This window comes from Hymenobacter perfusus (assembly GCF_003944765.1).
Classification (GTDB): domain Bacteria; phylum Bacteroidota; class Bacteroidia; order Cytophagales; family Hymenobacteraceae; genus Hymenobacter; species Hymenobacter perfusus.
Genome location: NZ_RWIU01000004.1, coordinates 21253 through 44514, shown reverse-complemented (window position 1 = coordinate 44514; position 23262 = coordinate 21253). Strand labels below are relative to the sequence as shown.

General features: G+C 61.1%; 31 protein-coding genes. 17 read left to right on the top strand and 14 right to left on the bottom strand.

Translation table 11 applies throughout. The features are described 5' to 3' along the window. Positions 1–103: 103 nt before the first annotated feature. Complete coding sequence (locus tag EI293_RS12530) at positions 104–1174, bottom strand: NADH:flavin oxidoreductase/NADH oxidase (RefSeq protein WP_125438224.1); 1071 nt, start codon at positions 1172–1174, stop codon at positions 104–106. 215 nt (positions 1175–1389) lie between these two features. Here EI293_RS12530 and EI293_RS12525 point away from each other — a divergent pair, with 215 nt between their 5' ends. The 4 genes from EI293_RS12525 (at position 1390) to EI293_RS12510 (ending at position 3950) form a co-directional block, all read left to right on the top strand. Further along, on the top strand, positions 1390–2244 hold the full coding sequence (locus tag EI293_RS12525) for a pirin family protein (protein WP_125438221.1): 855 nt from the start codon (positions 1390–1392) through the stop codon (positions 2242–2244). A 205-nt stretch (positions 2245–2449) separates the two neighbouring features. Continuing rightward, a complete protein-coding gene (locus EI293_RS12520; RefSeq protein ID WP_125438218.1) occupies positions 2450–2899 on the top strand; it encodes an Rrf2 family transcriptional regulator in 450 nt (149 codons plus the stop codon). Positions 2900–3050: 151 nt separating this feature from the next. Beyond that, the gene (locus EI293_RS12515) at positions 3051–3638 is read left to right on the top strand and encodes an efflux RND transporter periplasmic adaptor subunit (protein WP_125438215.1); all 588 of its coding nucleotides are present in this window, start codon (positions 3051–3053) and stop codon (positions 3636–3638) included. A 57-nt stretch (positions 3639–3695) separates the two neighbouring features. Further along, the gene (locus EI293_RS12510) at positions 3696–3950 is read left to right on the top strand and encodes a phosphopantetheine-binding protein (protein WP_125438212.1); all 255 of its coding nucleotides are present in this window, start codon (positions 3696–3698) and stop codon (positions 3948–3950) included. A gap of 92 nt (positions 3951–4042) precedes the next feature. On the opposite strand, the gene EI293_RS12505 is transcribed toward EI293_RS12510, so the two are convergent. Beyond that, the gene (locus tag EI293_RS12505) at positions 4043–4495 is read right to left on the bottom strand and encodes a hypothetical protein (protein ID WP_148103279.1); all 453 of its coding nucleotides are present in this window, start codon (positions 4493–4495) and stop codon (positions 4043–4045) included. Positions 4496–4575: 80 nt separating this feature from the next. Here EI293_RS12505 and EI293_RS12500 point away from each other — a divergent pair, with 80 nt between their 5' ends. After that, positions 4576–5142: a GNAT family N-acetyltransferase gene (locus EI293_RS12500; protein ID WP_125438206.1), complete on the top strand. Its 567-nt coding sequence runs from the start codon at positions 4576–4578 to the stop codon at positions 5140–5142. A 155-nt stretch (positions 5143–5297) separates the two neighbouring features. On the opposite strand, the gene EI293_RS12495 is transcribed toward EI293_RS12500, so the two are convergent. Beyond that, positions 5298–6041 carry a PPK2 family polyphosphate kinase gene (locus EI293_RS12495; protein ID WP_125438203.1) on the bottom strand — a complete coding sequence of 248 codons (744 nt, stop codon included), beginning with the start codon at positions 6039–6041 and terminating at the stop codon, positions 5298–5300. Positions 6042–6133: 92 nt separating this feature from the next. On the opposite strand from EI293_RS12495, the gene EI293_RS12490 reads away from it, so the two are divergent. Together EI293_RS12490 and EI293_RS12485 are read left to right on the top strand one after the other, a co-directional pair. Continuing rightward, a complete protein-coding gene (locus EI293_RS12490; RefSeq protein ID WP_125438200.1) occupies positions 6134–6502 on the top strand; it encodes a VOC family protein in 369 nt (122 codons plus the stop codon). A gap of 69 nt (positions 6503–6571) precedes the next feature. Continuing rightward, entirely contained in the window at positions 6572–7642 is a 1071-nt protein-coding gene (locus EI293_RS12485) for an acyltransferase family protein (protein ID WP_125438197.1), read from the top strand. A 20-nt stretch (positions 7643–7662) separates the two neighbouring features. Here EI293_RS12485 and EI293_RS12480 read toward each other — a convergent pair whose 3' ends face one another. Beyond that, positions 7663–8322 (bottom strand): hypothetical protein, encoded by a 660-nt coding sequence (locus tag EI293_RS12480; protein WP_125438194.1) that lies wholly within the window; start codon positions 8320–8322, stop codon positions 7663–7665. Positions 8323–8501: 179 nt separating this feature from the next. Between EI293_RS12480 and EI293_RS12475 the strand changes: the two genes are divergently transcribed. Next, entirely contained in the window at positions 8502–8939 is a 438-nt protein-coding gene (locus EI293_RS12475) for an Hsp20/alpha crystallin family protein (RefSeq protein ID WP_125438191.1), read from the top strand. A gap of 108 nt (positions 8940–9047) precedes the next feature. On the opposite strand, the gene EI293_RS12470 is transcribed toward EI293_RS12475, so the two are convergent. Beyond that, the gene (locus EI293_RS12470) at positions 9048–9374 is read right to left on the bottom strand and encodes a hypothetical protein (RefSeq protein WP_125438188.1); all 327 of its coding nucleotides are present in this window, start codon (positions 9372–9374) and stop codon (positions 9048–9050) included. Between the two features lie 146 nt (positions 9375–9520). Then, positions 9521–9796, bottom strand: a complete 276-nt coding sequence (locus tag EI293_RS12465; RefSeq protein WP_125438185.1) for a VF530 family protein — start codon at positions 9794–9796, stop codon at positions 9521–9523. A gap of 134 nt (positions 9797–9930) precedes the next feature. Here EI293_RS12465 and EI293_RS12460 point away from each other — a divergent pair, with 134 nt between their 5' ends. Genes EI293_RS12460 through EI293_RS12450 form a run of 3 tightly spaced genes read left to right on the top strand, consistent with a single transcriptional unit; the run spans position 9931 to position 11397 of the window. Beyond that, on the top strand, positions 9931–10761 hold the full coding sequence (locus tag EI293_RS12460; RefSeq protein WP_125438182.1) for a glycoside hydrolase family 25 protein: 831 nt from the start codon (positions 9931–9933) through the stop codon (positions 10759–10761). Positions 10762–10776: 15 nt separating this feature from the next. After that, the gene (locus EI293_RS12455) at positions 10777–11166 is read left to right on the top strand and encodes a septal ring lytic transglycosylase RlpA family protein (protein ID WP_125438179.1); all 390 of its coding nucleotides are present in this window, start codon (positions 10777–10779) and stop codon (positions 11164–11166) included. Between the two features lie 27 nt (positions 11167–11193). Beyond that, positions 11194–11397 (top strand): hypothetical protein, encoded by a 204-nt coding sequence (locus tag EI293_RS12450; RefSeq protein WP_125438176.1) that lies wholly within the window; start codon positions 11194–11196, stop codon positions 11395–11397. Positions 11398–11476: 79 nt separating this feature from the next. Here EI293_RS12450 and EI293_RS12445 read toward each other — a convergent pair whose 3' ends face one another. After that, positions 11477–11890, bottom strand: a complete 414-nt coding sequence (locus EI293_RS12445; protein ID WP_125438174.1) for a DUF6799 domain-containing protein — start codon at positions 11888–11890, stop codon at positions 11477–11479. Positions 11891–12095: 205 nt separating this feature from the next. Here EI293_RS12445 and EI293_RS12440 point away from each other — a divergent pair, with 205 nt between their 5' ends. From EI293_RS12440 to EI293_RS12425, 4 genes are all read left to right on the top strand, one after another. Further along, entirely contained in the window at positions 12096–13004 is a 909-nt protein-coding gene (locus EI293_RS12440) for a DnaJ C-terminal domain-containing protein (RefSeq protein WP_125438171.1), read from the top strand. 51 nt (positions 13005–13055) lie between these two features. Beyond that, entirely contained in the window at positions 13056–13379 is a 324-nt protein-coding gene (locus EI293_RS12435) for a hypothetical protein (RefSeq protein WP_125438168.1), read from the top strand. 186 nt (positions 13380–13565) lie between these two features. Beyond that, positions 13566–15134: an OmpA family protein gene (locus EI293_RS22575; RefSeq protein WP_125438165.1), complete on the top strand. Its 1569-nt coding sequence runs from the start codon at positions 13566–13568 to the stop codon at positions 15132–15134. 142 nt (positions 15135–15276) lie between these two features. Beyond that, positions 15277–16350: a TlpA disulfide reductase family protein gene (locus EI293_RS12425; RefSeq protein ID WP_125438162.1), complete on the top strand. Its 1074-nt coding sequence runs from the start codon at positions 15277–15279 to the stop codon at positions 16348–16350. A 53-nt stretch (positions 16351–16403) separates the two neighbouring features. Here EI293_RS12425 and EI293_RS12420 read toward each other — a convergent pair whose 3' ends face one another. The 7 genes from EI293_RS12420 to EI293_RS12390 all read right to left on the bottom strand — a co-directional run bounded on the left by EI293_RS12420 (position 16404) and on the right by EI293_RS12390 (position 20992). Further along, complete coding sequence (locus tag EI293_RS12420) at positions 16404–17135, bottom strand: ZIP family metal transporter (RefSeq protein WP_125438159.1); 732 nt, start codon at positions 17133–17135, stop codon at positions 16404–16406. A gap of 122 nt (positions 17136–17257) precedes the next feature. Next, the gene (locus tag EI293_RS12415) at positions 17258–17998 is read right to left on the bottom strand and encodes a class I SAM-dependent methyltransferase (RefSeq protein ID WP_125438156.1); all 741 of its coding nucleotides are present in this window, start codon (positions 17996–17998) and stop codon (positions 17258–17260) included. 121 nt (positions 17999–18119) lie between these two features. Further along, the gene (locus EI293_RS12410) at positions 18120–18395 is read right to left on the bottom strand and encodes a heavy metal-binding domain-containing protein (RefSeq protein WP_125438153.1); all 276 of its coding nucleotides are present in this window, start codon (positions 18393–18395) and stop codon (positions 18120–18122) included. 8 nt (positions 18396–18403) lie between these two features. Then, positions 18404–18814: a hypothetical protein gene (locus EI293_RS12405; RefSeq protein ID WP_125438150.1), complete on the bottom strand. Its 411-nt coding sequence runs from the start codon at positions 18812–18814 to the stop codon at positions 18404–18406. Positions 18815–18872: 58 nt separating this feature from the next. Next, a complete protein-coding gene (locus EI293_RS12400) occupies positions 18873–19478 on the bottom strand; it encodes a hypothetical protein (protein ID WP_125438147.1) in 606 nt (201 codons plus the stop codon). Positions 19479–19591: 113 nt separating this feature from the next. After that, entirely contained in the window at positions 19592–20446 is an 855-nt protein-coding gene (gene nadC, locus EI293_RS12395; RefSeq protein ID WP_211339582.1) for a carboxylating nicotinate-nucleotide diphosphorylase, read from the bottom strand. Positions 20447–20593: 147 nt separating this feature from the next. Further along, a complete protein-coding gene (locus tag EI293_RS12390; RefSeq protein ID WP_125438141.1) occupies positions 20594–20992 on the bottom strand; it encodes a DUF4783 domain-containing protein in 399 nt (132 codons plus the stop codon). Between the two features lie 145 nt (positions 20993–21137). Between EI293_RS12390 and gpmI the strand changes: the two genes are divergently transcribed. Then, on the top strand, positions 21138–22685 hold the full coding sequence (gpmI, locus tag EI293_RS12385) for a 2,3-bisphosphoglycerate-independent phosphoglycerate mutase (RefSeq protein ID WP_125438138.1): 1548 nt from the start codon (positions 21138–21140) through the stop codon (positions 22683–22685). Next, on the top strand, positions 22678–23259 hold the full coding sequence (locus EI293_RS12380) for a hypothetical protein (RefSeq protein ID WP_125438135.1): 582 nt from the start codon (positions 22678–22680) through the stop codon (positions 23257–23259). The genes gpmI and EI293_RS12380 overlap by 8 nt, the downstream gene beginning before the upstream one ends. Positions 23260–23262: the final 3 nt, after the last annotated feature.

Below are 23262 nucleotides of genomic sequence, written 5' to 3'. Positions count from 1 at the left end.
GCGCTTTCTTCCAACGCATACGGCCGGCCCGGGGTTGTACCCGCCGGACCGGCCGCCGCTGCAATTTTCCACTAAAATCCACTAGGAAATTAGTACCAGAAGTTTATCGGCGCGGTTTGGCGCGCTCATACTGGGGCGGCCACGCCACGTCGGCTCCCAGCTCGTGGGCGGCGTGCAGCGGGAAATACGCGTCGCGGAGCGACTCCCGGGCCAGCAGCACCACATCAGCCTGGCCGCTGGTGAGGATATCTTCGGCCTGTTGGGCTTCGGTAATCAGGCCCACGGCGCCGGTGGGCAGGCCGGTTTCGCGGCGCACCTGTTCAGCGAAGGGCACCTGGTAGCCGGGGCCCACGGGAATATCAGCCTTGGGCACGTTGCCGCCGGTGGAGCAGTCGAGCAGGTCCACGCCGTTATCTTTCAGAATGGCGGCCAGCTGCACGGTGTCTTCGGCCGTCCAGCCGTTTTCGGTCCAATCGGTGGCCGAAACGCGCACCCACAAGGGCAGGTGGTCGGGCATTTCGGCGCGGGTGGCGGCCACTACTTCCAGCAGCAGCCGGCTGCGGTTCTCGAAGGAGCCGCCGTACTGGTCGGTGCGCTGGTTGCTGAGCGGCGAGAGAAACTGGTGCAGCAGGTAGCCGTGGGCGGCGTGGATTTCCAGCACCTCAAACCCGGCGGCTACGGAACGGCGCGCGCCCAGGCGGAACGCCTCTATTACGGCCTCAATACCGGCCGCGTCTAGGGCGTCGGGGGCAGTTTCCTCGGGGCTGAAGGCCAGTGCCGAGGGCGCCACCGTGGGCCAGCCGCCTTCCTCGGAGCCAAGCTGCTGCCCGCCTTTCCACGGACTGGCGTGACTAGCTTTGCGGCCGGCGTGGGCCAGCTGAATACCGGCCACGCAGTCCTGGCTTTTCAGGAATTCCACGATGCGGCGCAGGTTGTTCACGTGGTCGTCGTGCCAGATGCCCAGGTCGTCGGGGGTGATGCGGCCTTCGGGTACCACGGCGGTAGCTTCCAGCAGAATCAGGCCGGCCCCGCCCACGGCCCGGGAGCCGAGATGTACCAGGTGCCAGTCGTTGCTGAACCCGTCCTGGGCGCTGTACTGGCACATGGGGGAGATAACAAGACGGTTTTTAAGCGTAATGCCGCGCTGCACGAGCGGCGTGAAAAGCTGAGTCATTCTAGATTGAGTTGTCAGGTGTGAGTTGCCAGGTGTCGGTTGGCAGTTGTTCGTTGCCGGTGTACGGCAACCTCCCGTCTTACGTGGCAGTATCGGATTGGAAGGGTTCATAACAAAAACGGGGGCGAATGTTTTACTGTACCCTATTTCTAACCACCGCCAGTAGCAGGTTACAGCAACTGACAACGAATAACTCACACCCGACAACTGACCACATGCGCACCATCAAAGCCCAGCACCGCGCCCAGAGCGCACCCATTGCCGACCTCGTGACGTACCGCGCCCTGCCCACCAACGCCGTGCAGCACCTCGACCCGTTTCTGTTTCTCAACCACCACGGGCCGCAGGTGTACCGCCCCCACAACCGGGGGCTGCCCTTCGGCCCCCACCCCCACCGGGGCTTTGAAACCGTCACGTTTATTCTGGCGGGCGACATCATGCACCAGGATACCGGCGGGCACCAGAGCATCATCGGGCCGGGCGGTATTCAGTGGATGACGGCTGGCCGCGGCCTGATTCACGCCGAAGTGTCCTCCCCCGAGTTTAAGCGAACCGGCGGCCCCCTCGAAATCCTGCAGCTATGGGTGAACCTGCCGGCCAAGGACAAGATGGTGGAGCCCCGCTACATTGGGCTGCAGGAGCCGGAAATTCCGCACGTAACGCTGGATGAGGGCCGGGTAACCGTGCACGCCGTTTCGGGCGAGTGGGCCGGCACCGCCGGGGCCGTTACTCCGTTGGCCGACATTCAGCTGGCTACCATCGACTTCCGGCAAGGCGGCCACCTGAACCTGCCCATTCCGGCCGAGCGGACCGTATTCTTCTACGTTATCCGGGGCCGGCTGCGCGTGAACGGCCAGGAAACCGAAGCCCGCCGGCTGGTGGAGTTCAACTACGACAGCGACGAGCTGCAAGTGGAAGCCCTGGACGACGCCGTGCTGCTGCTGGGCCATGCCCTCCCCTTCCAGGAGCCCATTCTGGCCCACGGACCCTTCGTGATGAATACCGAGCAGGAAATCCGCGAAGCCTACCAGGACTACCAGGCCGGCAAGTTTGGTACCTGGGAGGAGTGAGCCCACGCCGGCGGCCGGTAAAAAAACAGCCGGCCCGGTAAAGCAAAACGCCTGCTCAATCGTCAGCCCAAAGGCGGAACCTGATGTTCCGCCTTCGGCCAGATGACAACATTGCACGCTCAGTTGTGGAAGGTTTACCGCAGAAAGGTTGCACACAACCATTTCGCGCCGTACATTTGTAACCGAATCTGTTACGTATCCTCTAATGAACACTCGTTTCGCCGTTGCGACGCACATTCTGGCTTACCTGGCGCACACCCAGGGGCAGCCGGTATCGTCGGAAGTGCTGGCCAGCAGCGCGGGCACCCACCCGGTGGTGGTGCGCCGGCTGGTGAGCACGCTGCGCGAAGCGGGCCTGGTACACAGCCAGCGCGGAGCCGGCGGCGGTACGCTACTGGCCCGCCCGGCTACCGATATTTCGTTGCTCGACGTGTTTCGGGCCGTGCAGGAAACCGAGCCCGATCTGTTCCAGCTGGGCAGCACCAACCCCAACTCGCACTGTGATTTGGGCCGCGTGATGCAGGAAACCCTTGAGGGCATGTTCGGGCCGGCCATTGAGGCCATGCGGACGGCGTTGGCGGCGGTGTCGGTGGCGCACGTTACGCAGGAATTGGCCCAGCGCCTGCCTAAAGGCTGCCCCGGTGCCACCGGTTAACGCCTTTTTTATTTCCCCAAAAATGTAACCACAGTGGTTACCCTCTGTTTTTCACCCACTTCCGCGTCCCATTCCCCCGGGCCGGATTCTTTCGCCGCGGCCTTGCCCCAGAAGGGCCGCGGACCCGGCCGGTTACCCCGGCTTCCATCCCATGAAAAAATTAGTTGGCGTAGGGTTCGTCCTGTTCGTCGCGGCAAGCAGCGCGGTGCTGCCCCTCTGGCTGACGCCCACCGACACGCGGGCCGATGAGCTGCCGGCAACCTCGGCGCAGTTTCTGGCTGTTTCGCAGGGTCCAGCGGTTTCTCCTCCGGTAGTCGGCCAGCCGGTGCTGGCACGGCAAACGGGCAAGGTGCACGAGGTGTACTTTCACGAAGGGCAGCATGTGCGCCCGGGCCAGCTACTATTAAAAGTGGTAGAGCGGTTGCCCAGCGTGCAGCAGCAGCAGTTGCAGTTGCGCCTGAACCGGCAACAGGCGGCCCTAACGGTGCTTCAGCAGCAGGTACCAGCCGTTACTACCGCCGAACTGACCGCCGCGCAGCAGCAGCTCGTGGCCACTCGCCAGCTGTTGGCGCGGCAGGTGCCCATGCTCAGCTTCGTGTTCGTGACGGCGCCCACCGAGGGCATTATTACCAGCCGGACGGCCGCGCCCGGTGACCGACTTACCCCCCAAACGCCCGTGGGTACTCTTTCCACCGAACTGCCCGCCGATACCACACTGCTACTTACCAGCGTTAGGTAGCCCCGCCGGGTTGCCTGATTTGCCTTTTTCTCTCGTTTTTGCCGCACTGTTTTTGATATGGAACAGCTCATTCATTACCAGGTAGAGCGCATGCTCCGCCGCAAGCGCCGCAATCCGGCCCTCACGCTTACTCCATCTTCCCGCTTACAGGAAGATATAGGTTTCGATTCCATTGATCTGGTGGAGCTGGCCATCAACCTGGAGCACCGCTTCCACATTGAAATCCAGGACGCCGAGATGGAGCAGCTGCGCACCGTGCAGGATGTGCTCGACTGCGTGGACCATCACCTCAGCAATCTGGTGGTTGAGTAGCCGGCTGCCCCCGCGTGAAAAGCCCCGGCCTGCTCATTCGGGTGGGCCGGGGCTTTTTAGATGATACGTTTTCCTTCCTAACGGGCCCGGATTTAGGTGGTAGCTGGTTCGCGGTGGGCGGCCTGCAGCCACGCAATGGCCTCCCGCTCATCAATGAACCGCTCCCCTATGTATGGTTTGCCAACGAAGAAGCTGGCGGGCGGAAAGGCGGCGTCGGCTTCCACGTCGCGCATGATGGCGGGCACCAGCAGATATGCCATGTAGGTGCGGCCGCCCAAGCGGGGGTGCAGCCCGGGCAGGAAGCTGTTCACCATCCAGCCGGCCCCTTCCCGGTCAGTGTTGGAGCGGCGGCGGGCATCCAGCAGCCAGTAGCGGCAGCGGTGCGCTTCGGCCTTTTCCAGCAGATATAGGTAGCCCTGCTGCATTTCTTCCAGCGTAACGCGGCGCATCCAGCGGGCCAGCAGCACATCGAGGTCGGCGCGGTACGTAACGTCCAGGTAGTCGGGGGCGGGTAGCGGCATCAGCACGAAAAAAGAACTCCTCAAAGATAACGGTTGAGCTGAGCATCCGGGCGGCAACGGCGGGCTGCTTTGGCAGAAATTCGACCAAATTCGTATAGTTGCCCATGATTCCACTGATTGCCTATACCTCGCGCCTCACCCTGGTGGCCGCCAGCCGGGCCTTGCTGACGGCTGAACTGCAGAAACCGCGCTATTTCCCCATTCTGCTGGGGGCCGAAATGCCCGAACACTGGCCGCCCGGCGAGTACGACACCGAGGCCCAGCAGTTTTTCCTGGAGCAGCTCACGGCCGGCGGCCGCACGGCGGCGGGCTGGTACGGCTGGTACGCGTTGCTGCGGGCCGGCTCCGAAGCGCCCAAGAACACGCTCATCGGGGCCGGCGGCTTTCATGGCCCGCCCGTTGACGACACGGCCGAAATCGGGTTTTCCATTGCCACCGACTGGCACGGCCGGGGCCTGGGCACCGAGCTGGTAGCCGGCCTCATCCGTCACGCCGCCGATACGGGCATGGTCCGCTACCTCACGGCCCGCACCGCCCCCACCAACGACGGGGCCCGGCGCGTGCTGGAAGCCAACGGCTTCAAGCGCATCTCCGACGCCCTCGACGCTGAGGGCCGCCAGCTTTACGGCCGCGACCTATCCGAAGCCGACAAAACCCCACCGAAAGCTTAGAGCTTAGAGCTTAGAGCTTAGGGCTTAGGGCTTAGGGCTTAGGGCTTAGGGCTTAGGGTGTATGAAACAGGCCCCGCCGGGTTACGGCGGGGCTTGGTTTTTTTGTTCTTTTTTCCATCACTAAGCACCCAGTACCAGGCCACAGGCACTAAACACTAATTTCCGGGGTATTGCGGGTCCAGCTTCAACAGCGCGTCGCGGAGGGTGCGGGCTACTACGTAGGCTTTGTACCAGTTCTGGTCGGCGGGCACGATATGCCAGGGGCAGCTGCCTGGGTTGCAGTGATGGAATACGTCCTCGTACACGGCCTGATACTGTGGGTACTGGCCGGCCTTGCGCTGGTCGGCCTTTTCGTACTTCCACTGCTTGGTGGCGTCGGTCAGGCGTTCCTGCAGGCGGCCCTGCTGCTCCTTTTCCGAAACGTGCAGGTAGAACTTGAGCACCGTAGTGCCCGCCTGTTGCAGCAACTTCTCGAAGGCATTGATGGCTGTAAAGCGCCGCTTGGCTTCCGCTGCCGTTATCAGGCCCTCCACCCGCGTAATCAGCACGTCCTCGTAGTGGGAGCGGTTGAACACCTGCATCATGCCCCGGGACGGCGCCTGCTGGTGCACCCGCCACAGGAAGTCGTGGGACAGTTCCATCTCGGTGGGCTCCTTGAAGGAGAAAACGCGCACGCCCTGGGGGTTGATACCGCTGAATACCCGCCGGATCAGGCCGTCCTTGCCGCTGGCATCCATGCCCTGCAGAATGATCAGGACGCTGTGCTTATTTTCGGCATACAGGCGGTCCTGCAAATCAATCAGCTCCTGGCGTAGCTTCTTCAGCTCCCGCAGGGTGGTGGTTTTGTGGTAGTCGGCGGGGGCGCGGGTGGGCAGTTTAGCCAGGTTGAGGGCAGCCATAGATGGGAAGATGATGGGTTGTAATTGAGAGAAAATATGGCAGCTTTGCCCGGGCAATTCAGCCCTACGAACTCCTTTACACACTATTTTGTATGCTGCAAGGACTACGCACCGTTGTGTACCCCGTGGGCAATCTGGCAAAGGCCAAAGCCTGGTACAGTCAGGTACTGGAGCAGGAACCCTATTTCGATGAGCCGTTTTACGTAGGCTTCAACGTGGGCGGCTATGAGTTGGGGCTCGACCCCGATGGCCCCGTAGCCGGGCAGTGCGGCCCCGCCACGTACTGGGGCGTGCCCGATGCCGATGCCGCCTTCGCCCGCCTGGTGGAACTTGGCGCGCATCCCCACCAATCCGTGCAGGATGTGGGCGGTGGTATCCGGCTGGGTACGGTGCAGGACCCGTTTGGCAATCTGTTTGGCATCATTCAGAATCCTCACTTTCAACTGCCGGCAGCGCCGTAGCGTACCCGCAGCCGCTAGCCGCTGCCAACGTGGTAATTTGCGGCTGCACTTCACCAGTATCTTCTACTTATGCCTACGCCGCCCGGCGCTCCGCTTGCCTACCGCCCCGAGCTGAATGGCGTACGGGCTATTGCCGTGTGGCTGGTGGTGGTACAGCACTGGGCCACCCCGCCTATCATGATGGGCGAAATGGGCCGGCTGGTATTTTTTGTCCTGAGCGGCTACCTGATTTCGGGCATTGTGTGGAAGCAACAGGCCTACCCCGGGGCACCTGGCCCCTGGCGGCAGCGACTGGGCACCTTTTATAAGCGGCGCCTGCTACGCATCATTCCGCCCTATTACTGCGCATTGGCCCTGAGTGCACTGCTGCCGCTGGCCACCATTCGGGAGCATCCGCTGTGGTTTCTGCTGCCGGCGGCCAACCAGCTGTTCTACCATCTGCAAAGCTGGGGCGAAGGCTGCGGCCACCTCTGGACCCTGGCCGTGGATGAGCAGTTCTACCTCGCGTGGCCGGCTCTGCTGGGGCTGGTGGGCCGACGAGTGCGCTGGCTGTTGCTGATTGGAGCCAGCGGGCTGCTGTTTCGGGTGGGCTGGAGCCTGTTGGTGACGCCTGGCTTCGTGCTGGTGCTGCTGCCCGCCTCCCTCGATTTGTTTGCTGCCGGCACGCTGCTGCGCCTGCTGGAAACCGCTCCGGCCCTGGGCCGCTGGGCGCGCGGCCGGTACGTGCTGCTGGCCTGGGCCGGCTGGTGGACGCTGTGGGCCACCCTGCACCCACTCAGCAGCGGCAATATCTGGCTGGTGGTGTTTCCCACGGCCGGGGCCGGGGCCGCTTTCCTGACGCTGGCCTGGCTGCTGCGCAACCCCGCCGCCGCCCGCCGGGCCGGCCTGCTGCACCCGGCACTGGTCTGGATGGGTCAGCGCAGCTTTGGGGTGTACCTGTACCATCTGCTGCTGCCGGTGTTCTGGCAGCGGGTGGTATACACGCTCTGGCCGGCCGGCTCCGCGTGGCGCGAAATCCTGCTGGGCCCCGGCCCCACCCTACTGGTCCTGACCCCGCTCCTGATTCTGCTCAGCGCGGCTTCCTGGCACTTTATCGAAGGTCCCCTCGACCGCCTGAAACGCCACCTGACCTACGCCTGAAGCAGCGCGGCCGCCCGTTTTCAGCTTATTCCTTCCCCGGCGGCTCCCAGTGAAGCCAGCGGCAGCGGCCCTTCCGATACGTACCGCAGCTGCGCCGGGAGGCCCGCCTCATGTAGGTCGTGGAGCAACCCTTCGGCACTTGCTTCGGGCGTGAAGACATCGGTAGTGGTGGCTACCAGCGTGACGGGACGCTTGGGCAGGCGGGCCAGCGTAGCCTGCCGGTCCAGCTCGGGCGGAAAAACCGAAGCGTAGAGAATCAGCCGGTCGTAGGTGGTGTGGCCGGCGGCCAGCCAGCAAGCCGCCGCCGCCGCGCCGTGGCCGCAGCCCAGCACCGTAACCGGTACGCCCGCCGGGCACTGGGCCAGCACCTGGGCCGCCAACGCATCAAGGTACGCGCCGAGGTCAGCCAGGTCAGGCTCTACGGAGTCGGGGGCAAACCAGCAGGCAGCGGTAGTAGCTGCCGCGCCCGGCTCCGGGGCGGGCAGCGGGTAGCGGGATAAAGCTTCGGGCAGGATAAGGAGCCGTTCCGGTGTATCGAGGTTGATGAGGTGGGCGGTAAATTCGGCCAGCGGCTGGGCTTCCCCGTGCAGGCAAAACCAAACGTGCTGGATGGCTGGCCCCGGCTCGCCGAGGCTGATGTAGCGGGCGGTACGCGCGGTGGTAAAGGACGAAGGCAGCATAAGCAAAGGCATCGGGAAAAGGAGTGCCTGCTTTTACGCAACAGAAGCCCGCTACGGCTGAGCCGACCATAAATCTCACATTACGGATGAAAAAACAGACATTGTGTCTATTAAAATCAGCATAAAGATGTCTTTAGCAGACTTTATGACACGAATTTCACCAAGTATGACTCTTTCTTATGTTGGTACAGGATTTGAAATACGTCTGGTACATCAAGAAAGGAATCCCTTCCATGAACCTGATCAGCAAAGACTTCATCCGCAACATCGTTCCGCAACTCGACCTGCTCAATACGCTGGGGGGAGGCATTGCCCAAGCGGCCATGCGGATTGATAAGCAGGAGCAAGGCGTAGTGGTCCACGTGGCCGCTCCTTCGGTGCAGCCCGAAAACTTCCACGTAGTGCTGAACGAGAACGTGCTCACGGTATTTGCCGAATTCCGTCACTCGCCCGAAGATAAGTTGGCCGCGCCCCTGTTCAGCCGGGTGCTGCAACTCCCCGCCGGCCTCGACCTCACCCGCATCGACGCGGTGTTTGAGGGCCAGGAGCTACACGTCCGGATTCCGTATCTGACGGCCAGTTCCAAGTCGCGCGAAATCGACATCAAGCAGCGCTAAACCACGTCAGCTGCCTATATAGCCGGGACCGACCGGCTCATGGTTTCACCCGCCACTGCTACCCCGCAGTGGCTTTTTCATGCCCTCAGGAATCGTTTTGGCAGTTTCTTAGTAGTCAAACAACGGCCATAGCAGCACGAAGCTCATGATAATGGCCAGGTACACCCACCGCATCAGCTGGCTGCGGAAGCGGCGGGGCAGCTGGTTGCTGAGCACCAGAAAGGCCACAATGACCAGGGCCAGGTGCAGCAGCAGAAAGACCACTGTTTTCACCCAGTTACTAACAATGGTATTCTCGGGCTGCATCTGGTCCTGAATGCCCAGACCGGAAGTGGCAAACTTCAGCAGATAGTACGCGCCTACCTCGAACACCACGAATAGCGCCGCCCCGGCTACCACCGCCATCGGCCCGTTTTTTTCCTGTACGTCAGCCATAAGGGTAGGGTATTTTTTGGGGTATGAGGGGAAGAAGGTGGGAGGGTGAGAGTTGAGTGTTGGATACCTGTTCGGATGATGGTTCCTGAGATTCCAGAACCCGCCTCGCATAACTCCTACATTCTCACCCCCATGCCCTCTTACCCTTATTTCCGCCCCAGCACTTCGGCCGTGCGGGTTTGCACATACAGTTCCTCCACTTTGGCGCGGGCCCAAGGCGTGCGGCGCAGAAAGGTGAGACTGGATTTGATGCTCGGATTCACGGCGAAGCAATTGATGCGGATGCGGCTATCCAGTTCCGGCCAGCCGTACGCCGCCACCAGATACTCCAGAATCTGGGCCAGCGTAACGCCGTGCAGTTCCCGGATGAGGCGGCCCGATTCGTCGCGGGCGTCCTGGGGCAGATTAGATAGGTTGAGCATGGCAACAGAAAGATACGTGGCAAAATTGCGAAAAACCCCGGGGCTTTTTGCAGCGGGCCGGTGGGTTTTCAGCCGGGCCGGGCACCAGAAAAGCCCCGCCCGACGTTACCTTTGGCAACTACCGGCTTCCCCTTATGCCAGCATCCTCCCGCCGTTCTTCGCCTGCTGCCCGCCCTTGGGGGCGGCGCGTGCTGCCGCTGGCCCTCCTGGGTCTGCTGTTGCTGGGCCTGCTCGGGTACGGTCGGTATCAGCGGCAGATCAACCGGCATGTGCGCCGGGCCTACGCCTCATTCATCAGCCGCCGCCTCACGGGCCGCGAGAAAACGCCGTTGCTGGCCGGCTATTCCGTGCATGGCATTGATGTATCGGCGTACCAAGGCAAAATCGACTGGCCGCTGGTAGCTAGCCACCGGGTGCGGTTTGCCTTCATCAAGGCCACGGAAGGCGTGACCCTGCGCGACAACCGCTTCCAGCGCAACTGGCGCGGGGCGCAACGGGCAGGCGTGTACAGGGGAGCCTACCACTACTTTCAACCTAACTACGACGCTACCCGGCAGGCTAACCTGTTCACCCGCACCGTGCCGCTGGCTCCCGGCGACCTGCCGCCGGTACTGGATGTGGAGCACGCCGAGTTTCATGATGTGGCCCAGATGCGCCGGGGCGTGGCCACCTGGCTGCGGCTGGTAGAGCGGCACTACGGCGTGCGGCCCATCCTCTACTCCAACTACAGCTTCTACCAGCGGCACCTGGCCGGCCACTTTGATAAGTACCCCTTGTGGCTGGCGCACTACGAGGTAAGCCAGCCCCGGCTGCCGCGCGAAAAATGGCTGATCTGGCAGCATTCCGACGAAGCGTACGTACCAGGTATCCGGGGCACCGTTGATTTCAACGTGTTTCAGGGCAATTTTCAGCGGCTCCTGGCCATGCGCATTCCTCCGCGCGGGCGGGGGGCGGTGCCTAACTAATTCTGGTTTTTGCGTATGCGGTTTTCTGTTTTACGGGCCGGCACCGGCCTTTTCCTGCTGACGGCTGCCTCGCTGCTCGCCAGCTGCGCGGGTGGCGCGGGAGCTTTCACCCAATCGGGCAAAGCCTCTTTTTACGCCGACAAATTCGAGGGCCGCAAAACGGCCAGCGGCACGGTGTACCGGGCCGGTCAGCGCACGGCCGCCCACAACACGCTGCCCTTCGGCACGGTGGTACGCGTAACCAATCCGCGCAACCACCGCTCCGTAAAAGTCACCGTCACCGACCGCGGCCCCCACGCCAAGGGGCGCATCATCGACTTATCGAAAAAAGCCGCCCGCAAAATTGGCATTGTGGAGGATGGGGTAGCCCCGGTAGAGTTGAAAGTGGTGCGCAAGGTCCGGTAATCATTCCTTTTTCTTTCCTTTCCCCCGATGCGTATCCGCAAGAAAGTACAATGGACCATTCCCGCCGAGGCGGACCGTTTCACCCAGCTGGGTGCGTTTGTAAAAGCCGCTGAAGCCCAGGGGTGGAGTGAAGCAGAAGTGCAGTTTGTGCTGGATGAGGTAGTAGAAGCCCGCGACGAGGCCGAGGTAGCCCTCATCTTCCAGGACTACACCCAACACGCCCGCCGCTAACGGCAAAAAAAGGAGCCGGCCCACGTATGCGGGTCGGCTCCTTTTTTGGCTGGGCTGCCTGAGCAGGCCTGACCAGTTATTACTTTTTCTTGATTTTGGCTTTGCCCTTGCCGTTTTTGGCCAGCTGCATCAGGCTGTCCTGCTCGGCCTTCATAGCCATGGTGGTCATGCGGCCGGTGAGGGATACGTAGTCGCCTTCCTTGAGCATGGCGCTGGTACCATCAGCCAGGGTAACGGTGCCGTTGCCGTTTACTTTGGTGCCGTTGACCAGAGCGGTTTCCGAGGCCAGCACTTCGGTGTGCGCGTCACGGGTCATCATCACCTTGCCGTCTTTCATCAGAAAGCCGTCCTTCATGGTTTCGCCTTTGGGGGCGGCGGCGCGGGGCCGGGGCTGCACGGCTTTGCGCGGGGCTACTTTGGTCTGGGCCTCAGCGGTGAGTGAGGCAGCGCCCACAAGTAACAGGGCCGCCCCGAGAGTACGATACAGGTTCATAACGAGAGGGGTTGGGGAATTAGAGAAGGTGGGAAAAATAACGGCGTTGCAACACTGCCGCCTAAACTACGAATCCTACGCTGTTTTTCAGCGGCGGTTGGGCCAGTAACCCCGCGTCACGCGTATTCGTTTCACATCTGACAGGGCTATATTTCAGTCGCCGCTTCTGGCTTCTTTTCCTCCCGCTTTTCGCCCAATAACCACTGTGGACTACCAGGACTATTACCAAACGCTGGGCGTCGGGAAGACGGCCACCAAGGATCAGATCAAGAAGGCGTACCGCAAGCTGGCCCGCCAGTACCATCCCGATGTAAACCCCAACAACCCCGAGGCGGAGCGCAAATTCAAGGAAATCAACGAGGCCAACGAGGTGCTCAGCGACGACGAGAAGCGCCGGAAGTACGACCAGCTGGGGGCCGACTGGCAGCGCTACCAGCAGGCCGGCGCAGGCCGCGGCAGCACCGGCGGCGGCGGTTTCGATTGGTCGCAGTACGCGCAGGGTGACGGGGGCGGCGACCCGTTTGGCGGAGCCGATTTTTCGGATTTCTTTGGCTCTATGTTCGGTGGAATGGGGGGCAGCCAGGGCGGCAGCGCCCGCCCCCGCGCCGGCCAGGACTACCAGGCCGAGCTGGAATTATCCCTCGAAGACGCCTACCAGGGCGGGCCGCGTACGCTCACCGTCAACGGAAAAAGCCTGCGCCTCACCATTCAGCCGGGGGTGGAGGACGGCCAGGTTATCCGGCTACGCGAACAGGGCGGCCCGGGGCGCAACGGCGGCCCCGCCGGCTCACTCTATATCACCCTGCGCATCCGCCCCGATGCCCGCTACTCCCGCACCGGCTCCGACCTGACGATGGACGTGCCCATCAGCATCTACACGGCCCTGCTGGGCGGCGAGCAGACCGTGGAAACCCTCTCGGGACCAGTGAAAATCACCATCAAGCCCGAAACCCAGAACGGCACCCGCCTGCGGCTGCGCGGCAAGGGTTTCCCGGTGTACCGCCAAGCGGGCCAGTTCGGCGACCTGTACCTGCGCCTGAGCCTCACGCTGCCGCAGCAGCTCACCGACCAGGAGAAAACCCTGTTCCGCCAGCTGGCCGACCTGCGAAAATAAGCGCGCCAAAAATTTCATCCAGTTCTGCCTTACCCCCAACCGGCATCTGCTATGGAAACCCACATCATCACCATCACTTTTCAGGACTGCGCTACCCGCTACGGCCTCAGCGAAACGGACGTGCGCGACTTTGTGGAGTTGGGCGTACTACACCCCGCCCCCAATGTGCCCGATGCCCTGCACGATGAGCCGCTGCACGTCGCCCGGGTAGCGCGCCTCTATCATGAACTGGGGTTGAGCAAAGACAGCCTGGAAGTAGTACTGGCCATGTGCCAGCGGCTGGAGCAGCTGCAGCTGGAACTGGTGCAGCAACAGGCCCGGGTGCGGCAGCTGGAAGTTTTTCTGCGCGGCTCGGGCCCAGTGCTGGATTATTAGCTTCGGGCAGAAGCTGCGCTAATGCTGAAGCTGCGCTATATAGCTGGATTACAGGAAAAAACCGCGGCGTTTGCAACCTCCTAAGGCAAACTTGGACGCACGGCACAACTTTTCTCTGCAGTTGAGGTATAAAAGCCCAGCCTGCCCGGCAGGCAGTCTTCCCAAGCCACCTTTTTTCACTTTTTTATGCTACCACGCCTTCCCCTCCCGAAGGTGCTGTTGCTGGGCCTGTCGGCCTGTGCTTTAGCCCCTCACCTCACTCAGGCCCAGAATGCTGACCGCAAGACGGCCATTGGCATTAACGTGAGTGCCATGCAGTACAAGGGTAACTTCGGTTCCGACTACTGGGACTGGAGCGAGAACAAGTATGCTCCCGGTATCACCTTCAGCCGCTACATCTCGAAAGGCCTGGACGTGCAGCTGAGCGGAAACTACGTGGAGTTTAAGAAGAACGCCCCGAACAGTGCCCCCTATTTCGGCAGCAACTTCACCACCAACGTGGTGAACGTAAACCTGGGTCTGAAATTCAAGCTATTCGGCGAAGACTCTCCCGTACGTCCGTATCTGCTGGCGGCCCCCGGCCTCTCGTACATGAGCCGCGAGGGAACCTTCAACCGCAATGGCACCAGCACGAACATTGCCAACGACAAGAACCATTTCGACCTGTTCGGGGCTGCTGGTATCGACTTCCGTTTGGGAGATGCCGTGACCCTGTTCATCCAGACCGGCCAGCACATTCCGCTGAACGCCAACATTGATGGGGTTGAGCCGCGCGACGATAACAAGTTTGATGACCGGTTCCTGCAGCACACCGTGGGCCTGAACGTGGCCTTCGGTAAAATGAAGGACGAAGACAACGACGGAGTTTCCGACAAAAAGGACAAGTGCCCCGGCACTCCCGCCGGTGTGGCCGTGGATATGAACGGCTGCCCACTTGATGGCGACGGCGACGGTGTTCCGGATTACCAGGATAAGTGCCCCACCGAAAAAGGTCTGGCGGCGCTGGAAGGCTGCCCCGACCGTGACGGTGACGGTGTGCGCGACGGCGACGACAAGTGCCCCGACACCCCCGGTAAAGCGGAGCTGCAAGGTTGCCCCGACTCGGATAACGACGGCGTAATCGACCAGAACGATAAGTGCCCCGACACCCCCGGCGGAACCAAAGTAGATGCCAACGGCTGCCCCATTGATACCGACGGCGACGGCGTTCCGGATTACCAGGACCGCTGCCCCAACCGTCCCGGCCCCGCCTCGAACAAAGGCTGCCCGGAAATGAAGGTAGAAGAGAAGAAGCGTCTGCAGGAAGCTACCAAGTTCATCCAGTTCGAGTTCGATAAGGCCACGCTGAAGCCTACTTCGTTCCCAACGCTTGATGGCCTGGTGCAAATCCTGAACGATTACCCCGACTACTTCCTCGGCATCTCGGCCCACGCCGATAACAAGGGCGACGACGCCTACAACCTGCGTCTGTCGGATGAGCGTGCTGCTTCGGCCCGTGCCTACATGCTGCGCAAAGGCATTCCCGAAGACCGTATCGTGTCGCATGGCTACGGCGAAACCAAGCCGATTGCCACCAACGCCACCGATGCCGGCCGTGCCCTCAACCGCCGCGTAGAGTTCGACGTGTACCTGCCCGGTGACCCGAACCCCGCCGAAACCAAGTACGGCCCAGCTCCCGAAATTCCGGCTGCTCCGGTAAAAGCCGCGCCCGTGAAAAAGGCTCCGGTGAAAAAAGCCCCCGTGCGCCGGAAGTAATTCCATCTGGCTCAGCCACTAAAAAAGCGGCCCGCTCAATTGAGCGGGCCGCTTTTTTGTTATAATTGCCCTCATTAAACTTCCGCCCTATCCTTTACCTGTTGCCCGTGTCCATCCGCTCATTTCCTCCAGCCCATTGGCTATGTATTCCGTCGCTTTACTGGCCTTGTCCGGCCTGTTGATTTCCTATTCCACGGGTTCATCCCGTTCTGTTCCGCCGGTTCACTGCCAGTTGTCGGGAACTATCACGGGCCTTGGCCATCGGCCCGTCATCTTTCGCTACCAACAGCAGGGCGTAGCACACGCCGATACTGTACGGGCCACCAATGACCGGTTCCGCTACACTGCCCGGCCCTCGGATGACGGGCTGATTGAGCTGGTAATTGACCGGACCCAGTGGACGACGTTCTGGTATGAGCCCGGCCGTCTGCAGGTCAGCGGCAACGCTGCCACGCCGCACCAGCTCCTGATTACCGGTACGCCCAACAACGACGTGCTCACGCAGTACAACCAGCAGATTGAGTGGCCCTTTGAGGAAAAAGTGCAGCAGGGACTGCGGGCCGGCCAATCCACCGTTCCTCTGCGTCAACAGCGCGTACAGAAGTCCCTGGATTTTGTGGGGAAGCACTTGGCATCACAGGCCGCTGCCGAAATTCTGTTGTGGCAGACCCGCTACGACGACACTCAACTATCTACGTACCAAGCCCTGTACAATCAGCTACCGAAATCCGTACAAACCACCGTACAAGGGCGCGAAATTGCCCAGCGGCTCATTATTCTGCGCGATATGCCGGTAGTTGGCAGAACCGCCTCCAACTTCACTATGCCTGATACGGCCGGCGTAGCTACTACCCTCAGCAGCTACCAGGGGCGTTACGTACTCCTCGATTTCTGGGGGCACTGGTGCGGACCGTGCCTGCGGGCCATGCCGACGGTATCCGCTTTGCACCGGCAGTACGGGCAGCAGGTGGCTTTTCTGGGCGTAGCGGCCGAAAGCCCGCGGGACCGGCAGCCCTGGCTCCGCGCCATCCGCCAGCACCAGCCGGCCTGGCCCCAGCTCTCCGAACTAGCCGGTGACGAAAGCCCGGTGCTCACCGCTTACAACATCACGGCCTTCCCCACTTATCTGCTCCTCGACCCCAAAGGTGTGGTTATCATGCGTACTTCCGACCTCACGGAAGTGCAGAAGACCATGGCCGGCCTATCCCTGAAATAGATGGCTCTCACACGATGGCCAGCTGGAACGGGACGTTTTGCGGCGGGGACACTCTAGACTAAATCGACTGCCAGGGCTAGCAGCAAGCCCGCCAGCGTGGCCAGCATCTTGCGCACGTTCAGGCTGTGGTCGGGACTGGTTTCGAAGAGGATGGTGGTGGATACGTGCAGAAAATTACCGGCTACCAGCCCCAGCAGCCCCGCGTACAGGCCGCCCGTCAGCAGCTGCTCCAGCACCACAAAATTGCTCACGATGATACCTGCAGGCCCGGCCACCGCAAACAGCAGCAGGTACGGCACCGCCCGCCGAAACGAGCCCAGTCGCAGCAGCAACGCTGCCATCAGGGCAAACGCCGCCGGAATATGGTGCAAGGCAACCCCCGCCACAATGGCGTAGAAATTCTGGCTCACGTCGCCGGCGGCGGGCGTTTTGATGAGGATGCTCCCCTCCAGAAACGAATGCAGCACCAAGGAGAACAGCAGCAAAAACGGTACCCGGCCCGCGTGCTCCGTGTGGTGATGCACGTGCCCATGCTCCACCCCCTGCGAGAATACCTCCAGCACCATCTGCCCGAAAAAGCCCGCCAGCACGAAATAACCTACCTCATGGCCCGGCAGCATCTGCAGCGCCTCGGGTAGCAGGTGGGTAACGGTGAGCGTGAAGAGATAGGCCCCGCTGAAAGCCAGCAGCGGCTTCATCCAGGTGGTGCGGGCCGTTGGCAGCAGCCGGGTCAGCCAGCCGGCTCCCAGCACCGTCAGAAACAACGCAAAAACGGCAAACCACATAGCGAAGACGGGGTGTTGAAGTAGTAGCAGTAAAAAACTGAGGAAGAACTAAGTAGAGAGCAGGAAGATGCGCAAGCCGGTAGCCGTTTACGCCTCTGACAGCTAGCGGTGTTTTACCCTTCTCATTTTTTCAGCACGAAAATCATGCGGGGGCTGGTGGCCTGCTCGAAGGGGCGCAGGTGATAGTCGCCTAGTATTTCGGCCAGGCGCAGTCCGGCCAACTGGAAGTATTCCTCAAACCGCTCCCGGCTCAACGCCCGCACCCGTTCCTCGAAGTGTTGCTCCTCCCCCTGGTCGTCCCGAAAGCTGATTTCCTTCACGATGAAGTCGTTATGAAAATGCCGGTGCAGGTGGAAGGTTGTTTCGCCGACCGTTTTGGTTTCGTGCGCCACCAAGGCCTGAATCGTCTGCTCCGTGTTGAGGAAGTCGATGACCATTTTTCCGCCCGGCCTGAGCTCAGCAGCAGCATTCCGCAGAGCCACTACGTTTTCGGCTTCGTGTTCGAAATAGCCAAAGCTGGTAAACAGGTTCAGTACAAAGTCGAACGGGCCGTAGGGCAAAGGCTCCCGCATATCGTGCACCTGAAAGTGCAGGTGCCGATGCGCGAACTGCCGGGCATGTGCAATGCTCTGGGCCGACAGGTCTACGCCCGTCACGTCATAGCCCTGCTCGCTCAGGTACATGGCGTGCCGCCCCTTACCACACGCCAGATCCAGCAGACGGGCCGTAGGCTTGGGATGCAGGTGAGCCAGCAGCCGGCTCAGAAAGTCACGGGCTTCCGCGTAGTCGCGGTCTTGGTACAACCGGTGGTAATAGGGCGAATCAAACCAGGTACTAAACCATTCGGCGGCGGCAGGAAGCATACAACGGGTATTCTAGGAAACAAAAAAAGGGCGCTTACACGCCCCGGCATCGTTTCAGAAAACAAATAGGGGGCTCCATATTTGCAATTATGTTGCAAATATGGAGCCCCCCGCAGTCAAATCAAAGTTTGGTGGCTGATTTAGCCGCCGGATTGGGCTCCAGATCCATCTCGCAAACGGGGCACTTGCCGGGTTTGTCGCTGGCGCTGCCTTCGCAGCCCATGGGGCAAATGTAGGCCGCCGTAACGGCGGGCGTGGTAGCGGTGCTATCGGTAGCAGCAGGCGCCACGGTGGCGGCGGCTTCTTGCGTAGCGGGCTTGGTTTCGCAGCTGCTCAGGCCCATTATGGCTACCAATGCGCCCAGTTGCAGGGTGCTTTTCCAGAAGGAATACATCATCAGGGCGCTTATTTTTTAACGTCCGTGGTGTTGTTGGAGGTCGCGCTTTCGTTGGTCGCGCCGGTCGTCGTGGAGTTGTTCTGGGGCGCGGTGGTAGTTTTGCGCACGCTCTCAATGGCCTCCGAGCTGTTGGTCTGGGCCGCGTCGGTAGCATCGGCCGAGCGGTTTTCCTCGGCGGTAACGTGCTTGTCCGCGCTGGTTTCGTCGTGGGCTCCAGCCGCGTTGGTATGCTCGGCGGTGCCCGCCTGATGCGCGCCTTCGGCGGCGTGCTGGTCGAAGTTATCGGAAGCGCGGGTGCCGGGCTCTACCATATCCACCGATACCTTTTTATCGGCCCGCCAGTCCGATGGTTCGCTGCTGCATGCGTTCAGGGCCAGAGTAGCCACGGCCAGGGCGGAAAGTACGAGTTGCTTGGTCATGATGATGGGTTCGGTTATCTACTTGACTTAGGTTTCTAAAAGGAAAGCAGCTGGCCGCTTACGCGCCGGGCAGCAGGTTTTTGCGCCGCAGCATCGAGTCGAACAGTTTCTGGTCGGTGGGCGAGTTAAAGATTCGGTCGGGTACCTGAATGAAAATGGGCGTATCGAAGGTTTTGGCCACCCATAGCCGCCAGCCCTTCAGCTCCTGCGGCATTTCGGGTGCCTTCAACGACAACAGATAGCTGTCGGCTTCGCGTTTTACGTGCCCGATCATGTCCCAGGTCAGGCGCATGCCTTCTTTCTCGTTGCGCCGCAGCACAATCTGCTTATTATCAAATTCATACGTCAGCTTCTCGAACAGCGGCTTGGTCTGCTCCACCTGCGTAACGCCCGTTACCTGCGCCGAGCGGAACAGCACGTAGAGCAGCGTGAGCAGCAGGGCCACGGCCACCCACCACCATGAGGGCCAAATGAGAGCGGGCAGCAGGCCCAGGGCTAGCGGAATGAGGGCGTACCACCACTCGCGCCGCCACACCCGGGCCATGGCAATTTTGGTGTAGGTATCGGTGTCGAGCTGGTGCTTTTTGGTACGAATGGCCAGGGGCGACGAGCCTTGCTGCTGTTGCTGCTGCCGGTAGCCGCCGCGTTGGTTGGGGAGTTGCATGAGGGGTAATGTGGAAAATGTGGTGAATGTGTTCTTGAATGTGGAAATGTTGCTTGCTGACTCTATGAAAAGAGCATATTCAGCACATTTCCCACATTCCTCACATTGAAAATTTAAAATGCTTTCAGGCTCATGTCGAGGCTGCGGATGGAGTGCGTGAGGGCTCCCACCGAAATGTAATCGACGCCGGTGGCGGCTACTTCGGCAATGGTTTCCTCGGTGATGCCGCCGCTGGCTTCCAGCGGGAAGCGGCCGGCCACCAGGGCCACGGCTTCGCGCAACAGCGCGGGGGCCATGTTATCCAGCATAATCCGCTCGATACCACCTACTTCCAGCACCTGCTGCACTTCGGCCAGTGTGCGGGTTTCCACCTCAATGGGCAGCTCGCGGCCGGTGCGCGTCAGATACGCCTGCGAGGCCTCAATGGCCTGCCGGATGCCGCCGGCGTAATCCACGTGGTTATCCTTGAGAATAATCATGTCGAACAAGCCGTAGCGGTGGTTTACGCCGCCCCCAATCAGCACCGACCATTTCTCGCAGAGGCGGAAGTTGGGTGTGGTTTTGCGGGTATCGAGCAGGCGGGCCTTGGTGCCAGCCAGCAGGCTGTTGAGGTGAGCCGTGCGGGTGGCAATGCCGCTCATGCGCTGCATGCAGTTGAGTACCAGCCGCTCGGCCGTCAGAATGCTTTGGGCGCGGCCCTCCACCGTGAAGGCAATGTCGCCGTGCTTGACCAGCGCCCCATCGGCGAGGCGCTGCTCTACCTGCAATTCAGCATCCACGGCCCGGAAGATGTGGTGGGCCAGCTCTGCACCGGCCAGCACGCCTTCATCCTTGATGAGCAGGTGGGCGCGGTTGCGGGCCTCGGCCGGAATGGCCGACAACGCGGAATGGTCCCCGTCGCCGATGTCTTCGGCCAGCGCCGAGCGAATGAAGGTATCGAGAGCTTCCGGGGTGAGGTAGGAGGGCATTTGCACGGTGCAAAAATAGCAAAAACAGGCCGTTTCCGGGTCCTCGTTTCTGAAACCGTAGCCCAGCCGCCATCATAAAGCAAAAAAGCCCTGCGGAAGCTATCCGCAGGGCTTTTTGGATTGGGCTGGCCCACTGGGCCGCCGGGGTTATTCCTTGGTGAAGTCGATGGTAGCAATTCTGAGCGCACCACCCGCCTGCTTCATTTTCACGAACATGCGGTAGGCCCCGTCTTTGCCGGCGTATTTGCCCACGGCGTAGGGCGTGCCTTCGTTGCTGCCGCCGTAGTGAATGAAATCAAAGGAAGCCGGGGAGTGCTTGGCGAAGAAATCCTTCATCACGAACTCGGCCTGGGTGGCACTGTAGCTTTGCTTGTCACCATCAAAGCTCAGCTCCACGGTGGGCGCAAAATACTGCGCCAGATCGTGGGAGTTGCTGCCGCGGATGGCGCTCCGGACCGGCCCGAACGCCTCGCCCTGGGGCAAGGCAGTAGCCGTCAGTAGCAGGCTCCACAGCAGTGTAAAAGCCAAAAAGAAAGTGCGTTTCATATTAGCGGTAAGAGTTCATCATGCGGTTCGCTAAAATTATGCCAAGGTGGCACTGGCAGCTGGTTCTTTCCCGTGCTCGTACTTCTCTGCTGCCAAGTTAGGGAAAACGTGGGCGTTTCGGCCCATCTGGCCTATCTTTGCTGCCATGAACAAACAGGTATTGTTGGTAATTCTGGACGGCTGGGGACTGGCGCAGAACAAAGAGGTATCAGCCATTGATCAGGCGCGTACGCCATTCGTTGATTCCCTGTTTCAGCGCTTTCCCCACAGCAAGCTCCAGGCCTCCGGCGAAGCCGTGGGCTTGCCCGACGGGCAGATGGGCAATTCGGAAGTCGGCCACATGAACATTGGGGCCGGCCGCGTGGTGTACCAGGATCTGGTGCGCATCAACAAAGCCATCCGGGAGCGGAAGCTGGGCACCGTGCCCGCCCTAATGAAAGCCTTCGAATACGCCCGCCTCAACAATAAACCGGTTCACCTGATGGGCCTGCTGTCCGACGGCGGCGTGCATTCCCACCTGGAGCACCTGAAGGCTCTGTGCACCATTGCCCACGACCAAGATGTGCATAACGTGTTCATTCACGCCTTCACCGATGGCCGCGACACCGACCCCAAAGGCGGCGTGAGCTACGTGAACGACCTGGAGCAGCACCTGCAGCGCGGGGCCAGCGGCAAAATTGCCTCGCTGGTGGGCCGCTACTACGCCATGGACCGCGACAACCGCTGGGAACGGGTGAAGCTGGCCTACGACCTGCTGGTAAACGGCAAGGGCGCTCCTTCTCAGAACCTCATCCAGAGCATGCTGGACTCCTACAAGGAGGGCGTGACGGACGAATTCCTGAAGCCGCTGGTGAAAGTAGGGGCCGATGGGCAGCCGCTAGCCACCATTCAGGAAGGCGACGTGGTGATTTGCTTTAACTTCCGCACCGACCGGGGTCGGGAAATCACGCAGGCGCTCACGCAGCAGGATTTCCACGCCTTCCAGATGCACCGCCTGAACCTGCACTACCTCACGATGACGAACTACGACGCCACCTTTACTGGCGTCACGCCCATCTTCGAGAAGGATAACCTGGAGCAGACGTTGGGAGAAGTATTGCAGGCCCACGGCAAAACCCAGCTCCGGATTGCCGAAACGGAAAAGTATCCGCACGTGACGTTCTTCTTCTCGGGCGGCCGGGAGGTGGAGTTTGAGGGCGAGAAGCGCATTATGCGCAACTCACCCAAAGTAGCCACCTACGACCTGCAGCCCGAAATGAGCGCCTACGAGCTGCGCGACGCGCTGGTACCGGAGCTCCAGGCCAAATCGGCCGACTTTGTAGTGCTGAACTTCGCCAATACCGATATGGTGGGCCATACCGGCGTGTTTGAAGCCGCCGTACGCGCCGCCGAAGCGGTGGATGAGTGCGCCAAAGCGGTAGTGGAAACGGCCCTGGCCGCCGATTACACCTGTATCATCATTGCCGACCACGGCAACGCCGACATGATGATTAACCCTGATGGCACGCCTAACACGGCCCATACCACCAACCTGGTGCCCTGCATCATTGCCAGCAACGACTACCACGGCACCGTGGCCGACGGTAAGCTGGGCGACATAGCACCCACCATATTGCAGCTGATGGGCCTGCCCCAACCGGAGGTAATGGGTGGCCAGAGCCTGCTGCAGCCCGAAGCAACCCCGAATGCATAAGTCAACCCGGGTGTTGGTGGCGGGGTTGCTGGCCCTGGCGGCGTGTGGCCCCGGCGACACCGCTAGGGTGCGCCCCAACCCTGCCAACCAGAAGCCGGCGTACTTTAATCTGCTGGCGTTACTGAACGAGCAAAGTACACTGCTGAACCGCCGCCAACCCTCCGTGGAAAAGCAGGTGCTGCTGCGCGACGGCAATCAGGAAATCACCCGCGTTCCGAAAACCGACTGGGAGAAGGAGTTGCAGATTTTTCAGCAGGCCGATATTAACAAGCCGGCCCTGCGCGGCCTTTACGCCGTTGACTCTGCCACCCTGACCTCCGGGGCCGTGCGGCGCACCTACCGCCGCCTGCCCGGCACCGACCATCCGGTAGAGCAACTCACAGTAGTCAGCCAGGGCACCAAGGTCCAGACCATTACCGCCAACGTGGCCCAGGATAATCCGCTGGTGTACTCCGCCAAAACCCTGGAAATGAGCTACCGCCAGGGTCAGTTGGCTATTTACCGCGTAACGGGCGTGCAGAAGCTCATTCTGTTCGACTCGGTGCGGTACGCGGTGCAAGCCAAAGTACAGTAGTAT

Bases quoted from the DNA above. Each gene is read 5' to 3' on its own strand.
- EI293_RS12530 (WP_125438224.1), bottom strand. From the start codon at position 1,174: ATGACTCAGCTTTTCACGCCGCTCGTGCAGCGCGGCATTACGCTTAAA.
- EI293_RS12525 (WP_125438221.1), top strand. From the start codon at position 1,390: ATGCGCACCATCAAAGCCCAGCACCGCGCCCAGAGCGCACCCATTGCC.
- EI293_RS12520 (WP_125438218.1), top strand. From the start codon at position 2,450: ATGAACACTCGTTTCGCCGTTGCGACGCACATTCTGGCTTACCTGGCG.
- EI293_RS12515 (WP_125438215.1), top strand. From the start codon at position 3,051: ATGAAAAAATTAGTTGGCGTAGGGTTCGTCCTGTTCGTCGCGGCAAGC.
- EI293_RS12510 (WP_125438212.1), top strand. From the start codon at position 3,696: ATGGAACAGCTCATTCATTACCAGGTAGAGCGCATGCTCCGCCGCAAG.
- EI293_RS12500 (WP_125438206.1), top strand. From the start codon at position 4,576: ATGATTCCACTGATTGCCTATACCTCGCGCCTCACCCTGGTGGCCGCC.
- EI293_RS12495 (WP_125438203.1), bottom strand. From the start codon at position 6,041: ATGGCTGCCCTCAACCTGGCTAAACTGCCCACCCGCGCCCCCGCCGAC.
- EI293_RS12490 (WP_125438200.1), top strand. From the start codon at position 6,134: ATGCTGCAAGGACTACGCACCGTTGTGTACCCCGTGGGCAATCTGGCA.
- EI293_RS12485 (WP_125438197.1), top strand. From the start codon at position 6,572: ATGCCTACGCCGCCCGGCGCTCCGCTTGCCTACCGCCCCGAGCTGAAT.
- EI293_RS12480 (WP_125438194.1), bottom strand. From the start codon at position 8,322: ATGCTGCCTTCGTCCTTTACCACCGCGCGTACCGCCCGCTACATCAGC.
- EI293_RS12475 (WP_125438191.1), top strand. From the start codon at position 8,502: ATGTTGGTACAGGATTTGAAATACGTCTGGTACATCAAGAAAGGAATC.
- EI293_RS12470 (WP_125438188.1), bottom strand. From the start codon at position 9,374: ATGGCTGACGTACAGGAAAAAAACGGGCCGATGGCGGTGGTAGCCGGG.
- EI293_RS12465 (WP_125438185.1), bottom strand. From the start codon at position 9,796: ATGCTCAACCTATCTAATCTGCCCCAGGACGCCCGCGACGAATCGGGC.
- EI293_RS12460 (WP_125438182.1), top strand. From the start codon at position 9,931: ATGCCAGCATCCTCCCGCCGTTCTTCGCCTGCTGCCCGCCCTTGGGGG.
- EI293_RS12455 (WP_125438179.1), top strand. From the start codon at position 10,777: ATGCGGTTTTCTGTTTTACGGGCCGGCACCGGCCTTTTCCTGCTGACG.
- EI293_RS12450 (WP_125438176.1), top strand. From the start codon at position 11,194: ATGCGTATCCGCAAGAAAGTACAATGGACCATTCCCGCCGAGGCGGAC.
- EI293_RS12445 (WP_125438174.1), bottom strand. From the start codon at position 11,890: ATGAACCTGTATCGTACTCTCGGGGCGGCCCTGTTACTTGTGGGCGCT.
- EI293_RS12435 (WP_125438168.1), top strand. From the start codon at position 13,056: ATGGAAACCCACATCATCACCATCACTTTTCAGGACTGCGCTACCCGC.
- EI293_RS22575 (WP_125438165.1), top strand. From the start codon at position 13,566: ATGCTACCACGCCTTCCCCTCCCGAAGGTGCTGTTGCTGGGCCTGTCG.
- EI293_RS12425 (WP_125438162.1), top strand. From the start codon at position 15,277: ATGTATTCCGTCGCTTTACTGGCCTTGTCCGGCCTGTTGATTTCCTAT.
- EI293_RS12420 (WP_125438159.1), bottom strand. From the start codon at position 17,135: ATGTGGTTTGCCGTTTTTGCGTTGTTTCTGACGGTGCTGGGAGCCGGC.
- EI293_RS12415 (WP_125438156.1), bottom strand. From the start codon at position 17,998: ATGCTTCCTGCCGCCGCCGAATGGTTTAGTACCTGGTTTGATTCGCCC.
- EI293_RS12410 (WP_125438153.1), bottom strand. From the start codon at position 18,395: ATGATGTATTCCTTCTGGAAAAGCACCCTGCAACTGGGCGCATTGGTA.
- EI293_RS12405 (WP_125438150.1), bottom strand. From the start codon at position 18,814: ATGACCAAGCAACTCGTACTTTCCGCCCTGGCCGTGGCTACTCTGGCC.
- EI293_RS12400 (WP_125438147.1), bottom strand. From the start codon at position 19,478: ATGCAACTCCCCAACCAACGCGGCGGCTACCGGCAGCAGCAACAGCAG.
- nadC (WP_211339582.1), bottom strand. From the start codon at position 20,446: ATGCCCTCCTACCTCACCCCGGAAGCTCTCGATACCTTCATTCGCTCG.
- EI293_RS12390 (WP_125438141.1), bottom strand. From the start codon at position 20,992: ATGAAACGCACTTTCTTTTTGGCTTTTACACTGCTGTGGAGCCTGCTA.
- gpmI (WP_125438138.1), top strand. From the start codon at position 21,138: ATGAACAAACAGGTATTGTTGGTAATTCTGGACGGCTGGGGACTGGCG.
- EI293_RS12380 (WP_125438135.1), top strand. From the start codon at position 22,678: ATGCATAAGTCAACCCGGGTGTTGGTGGCGGGGTTGCTGGCCCTGGCG.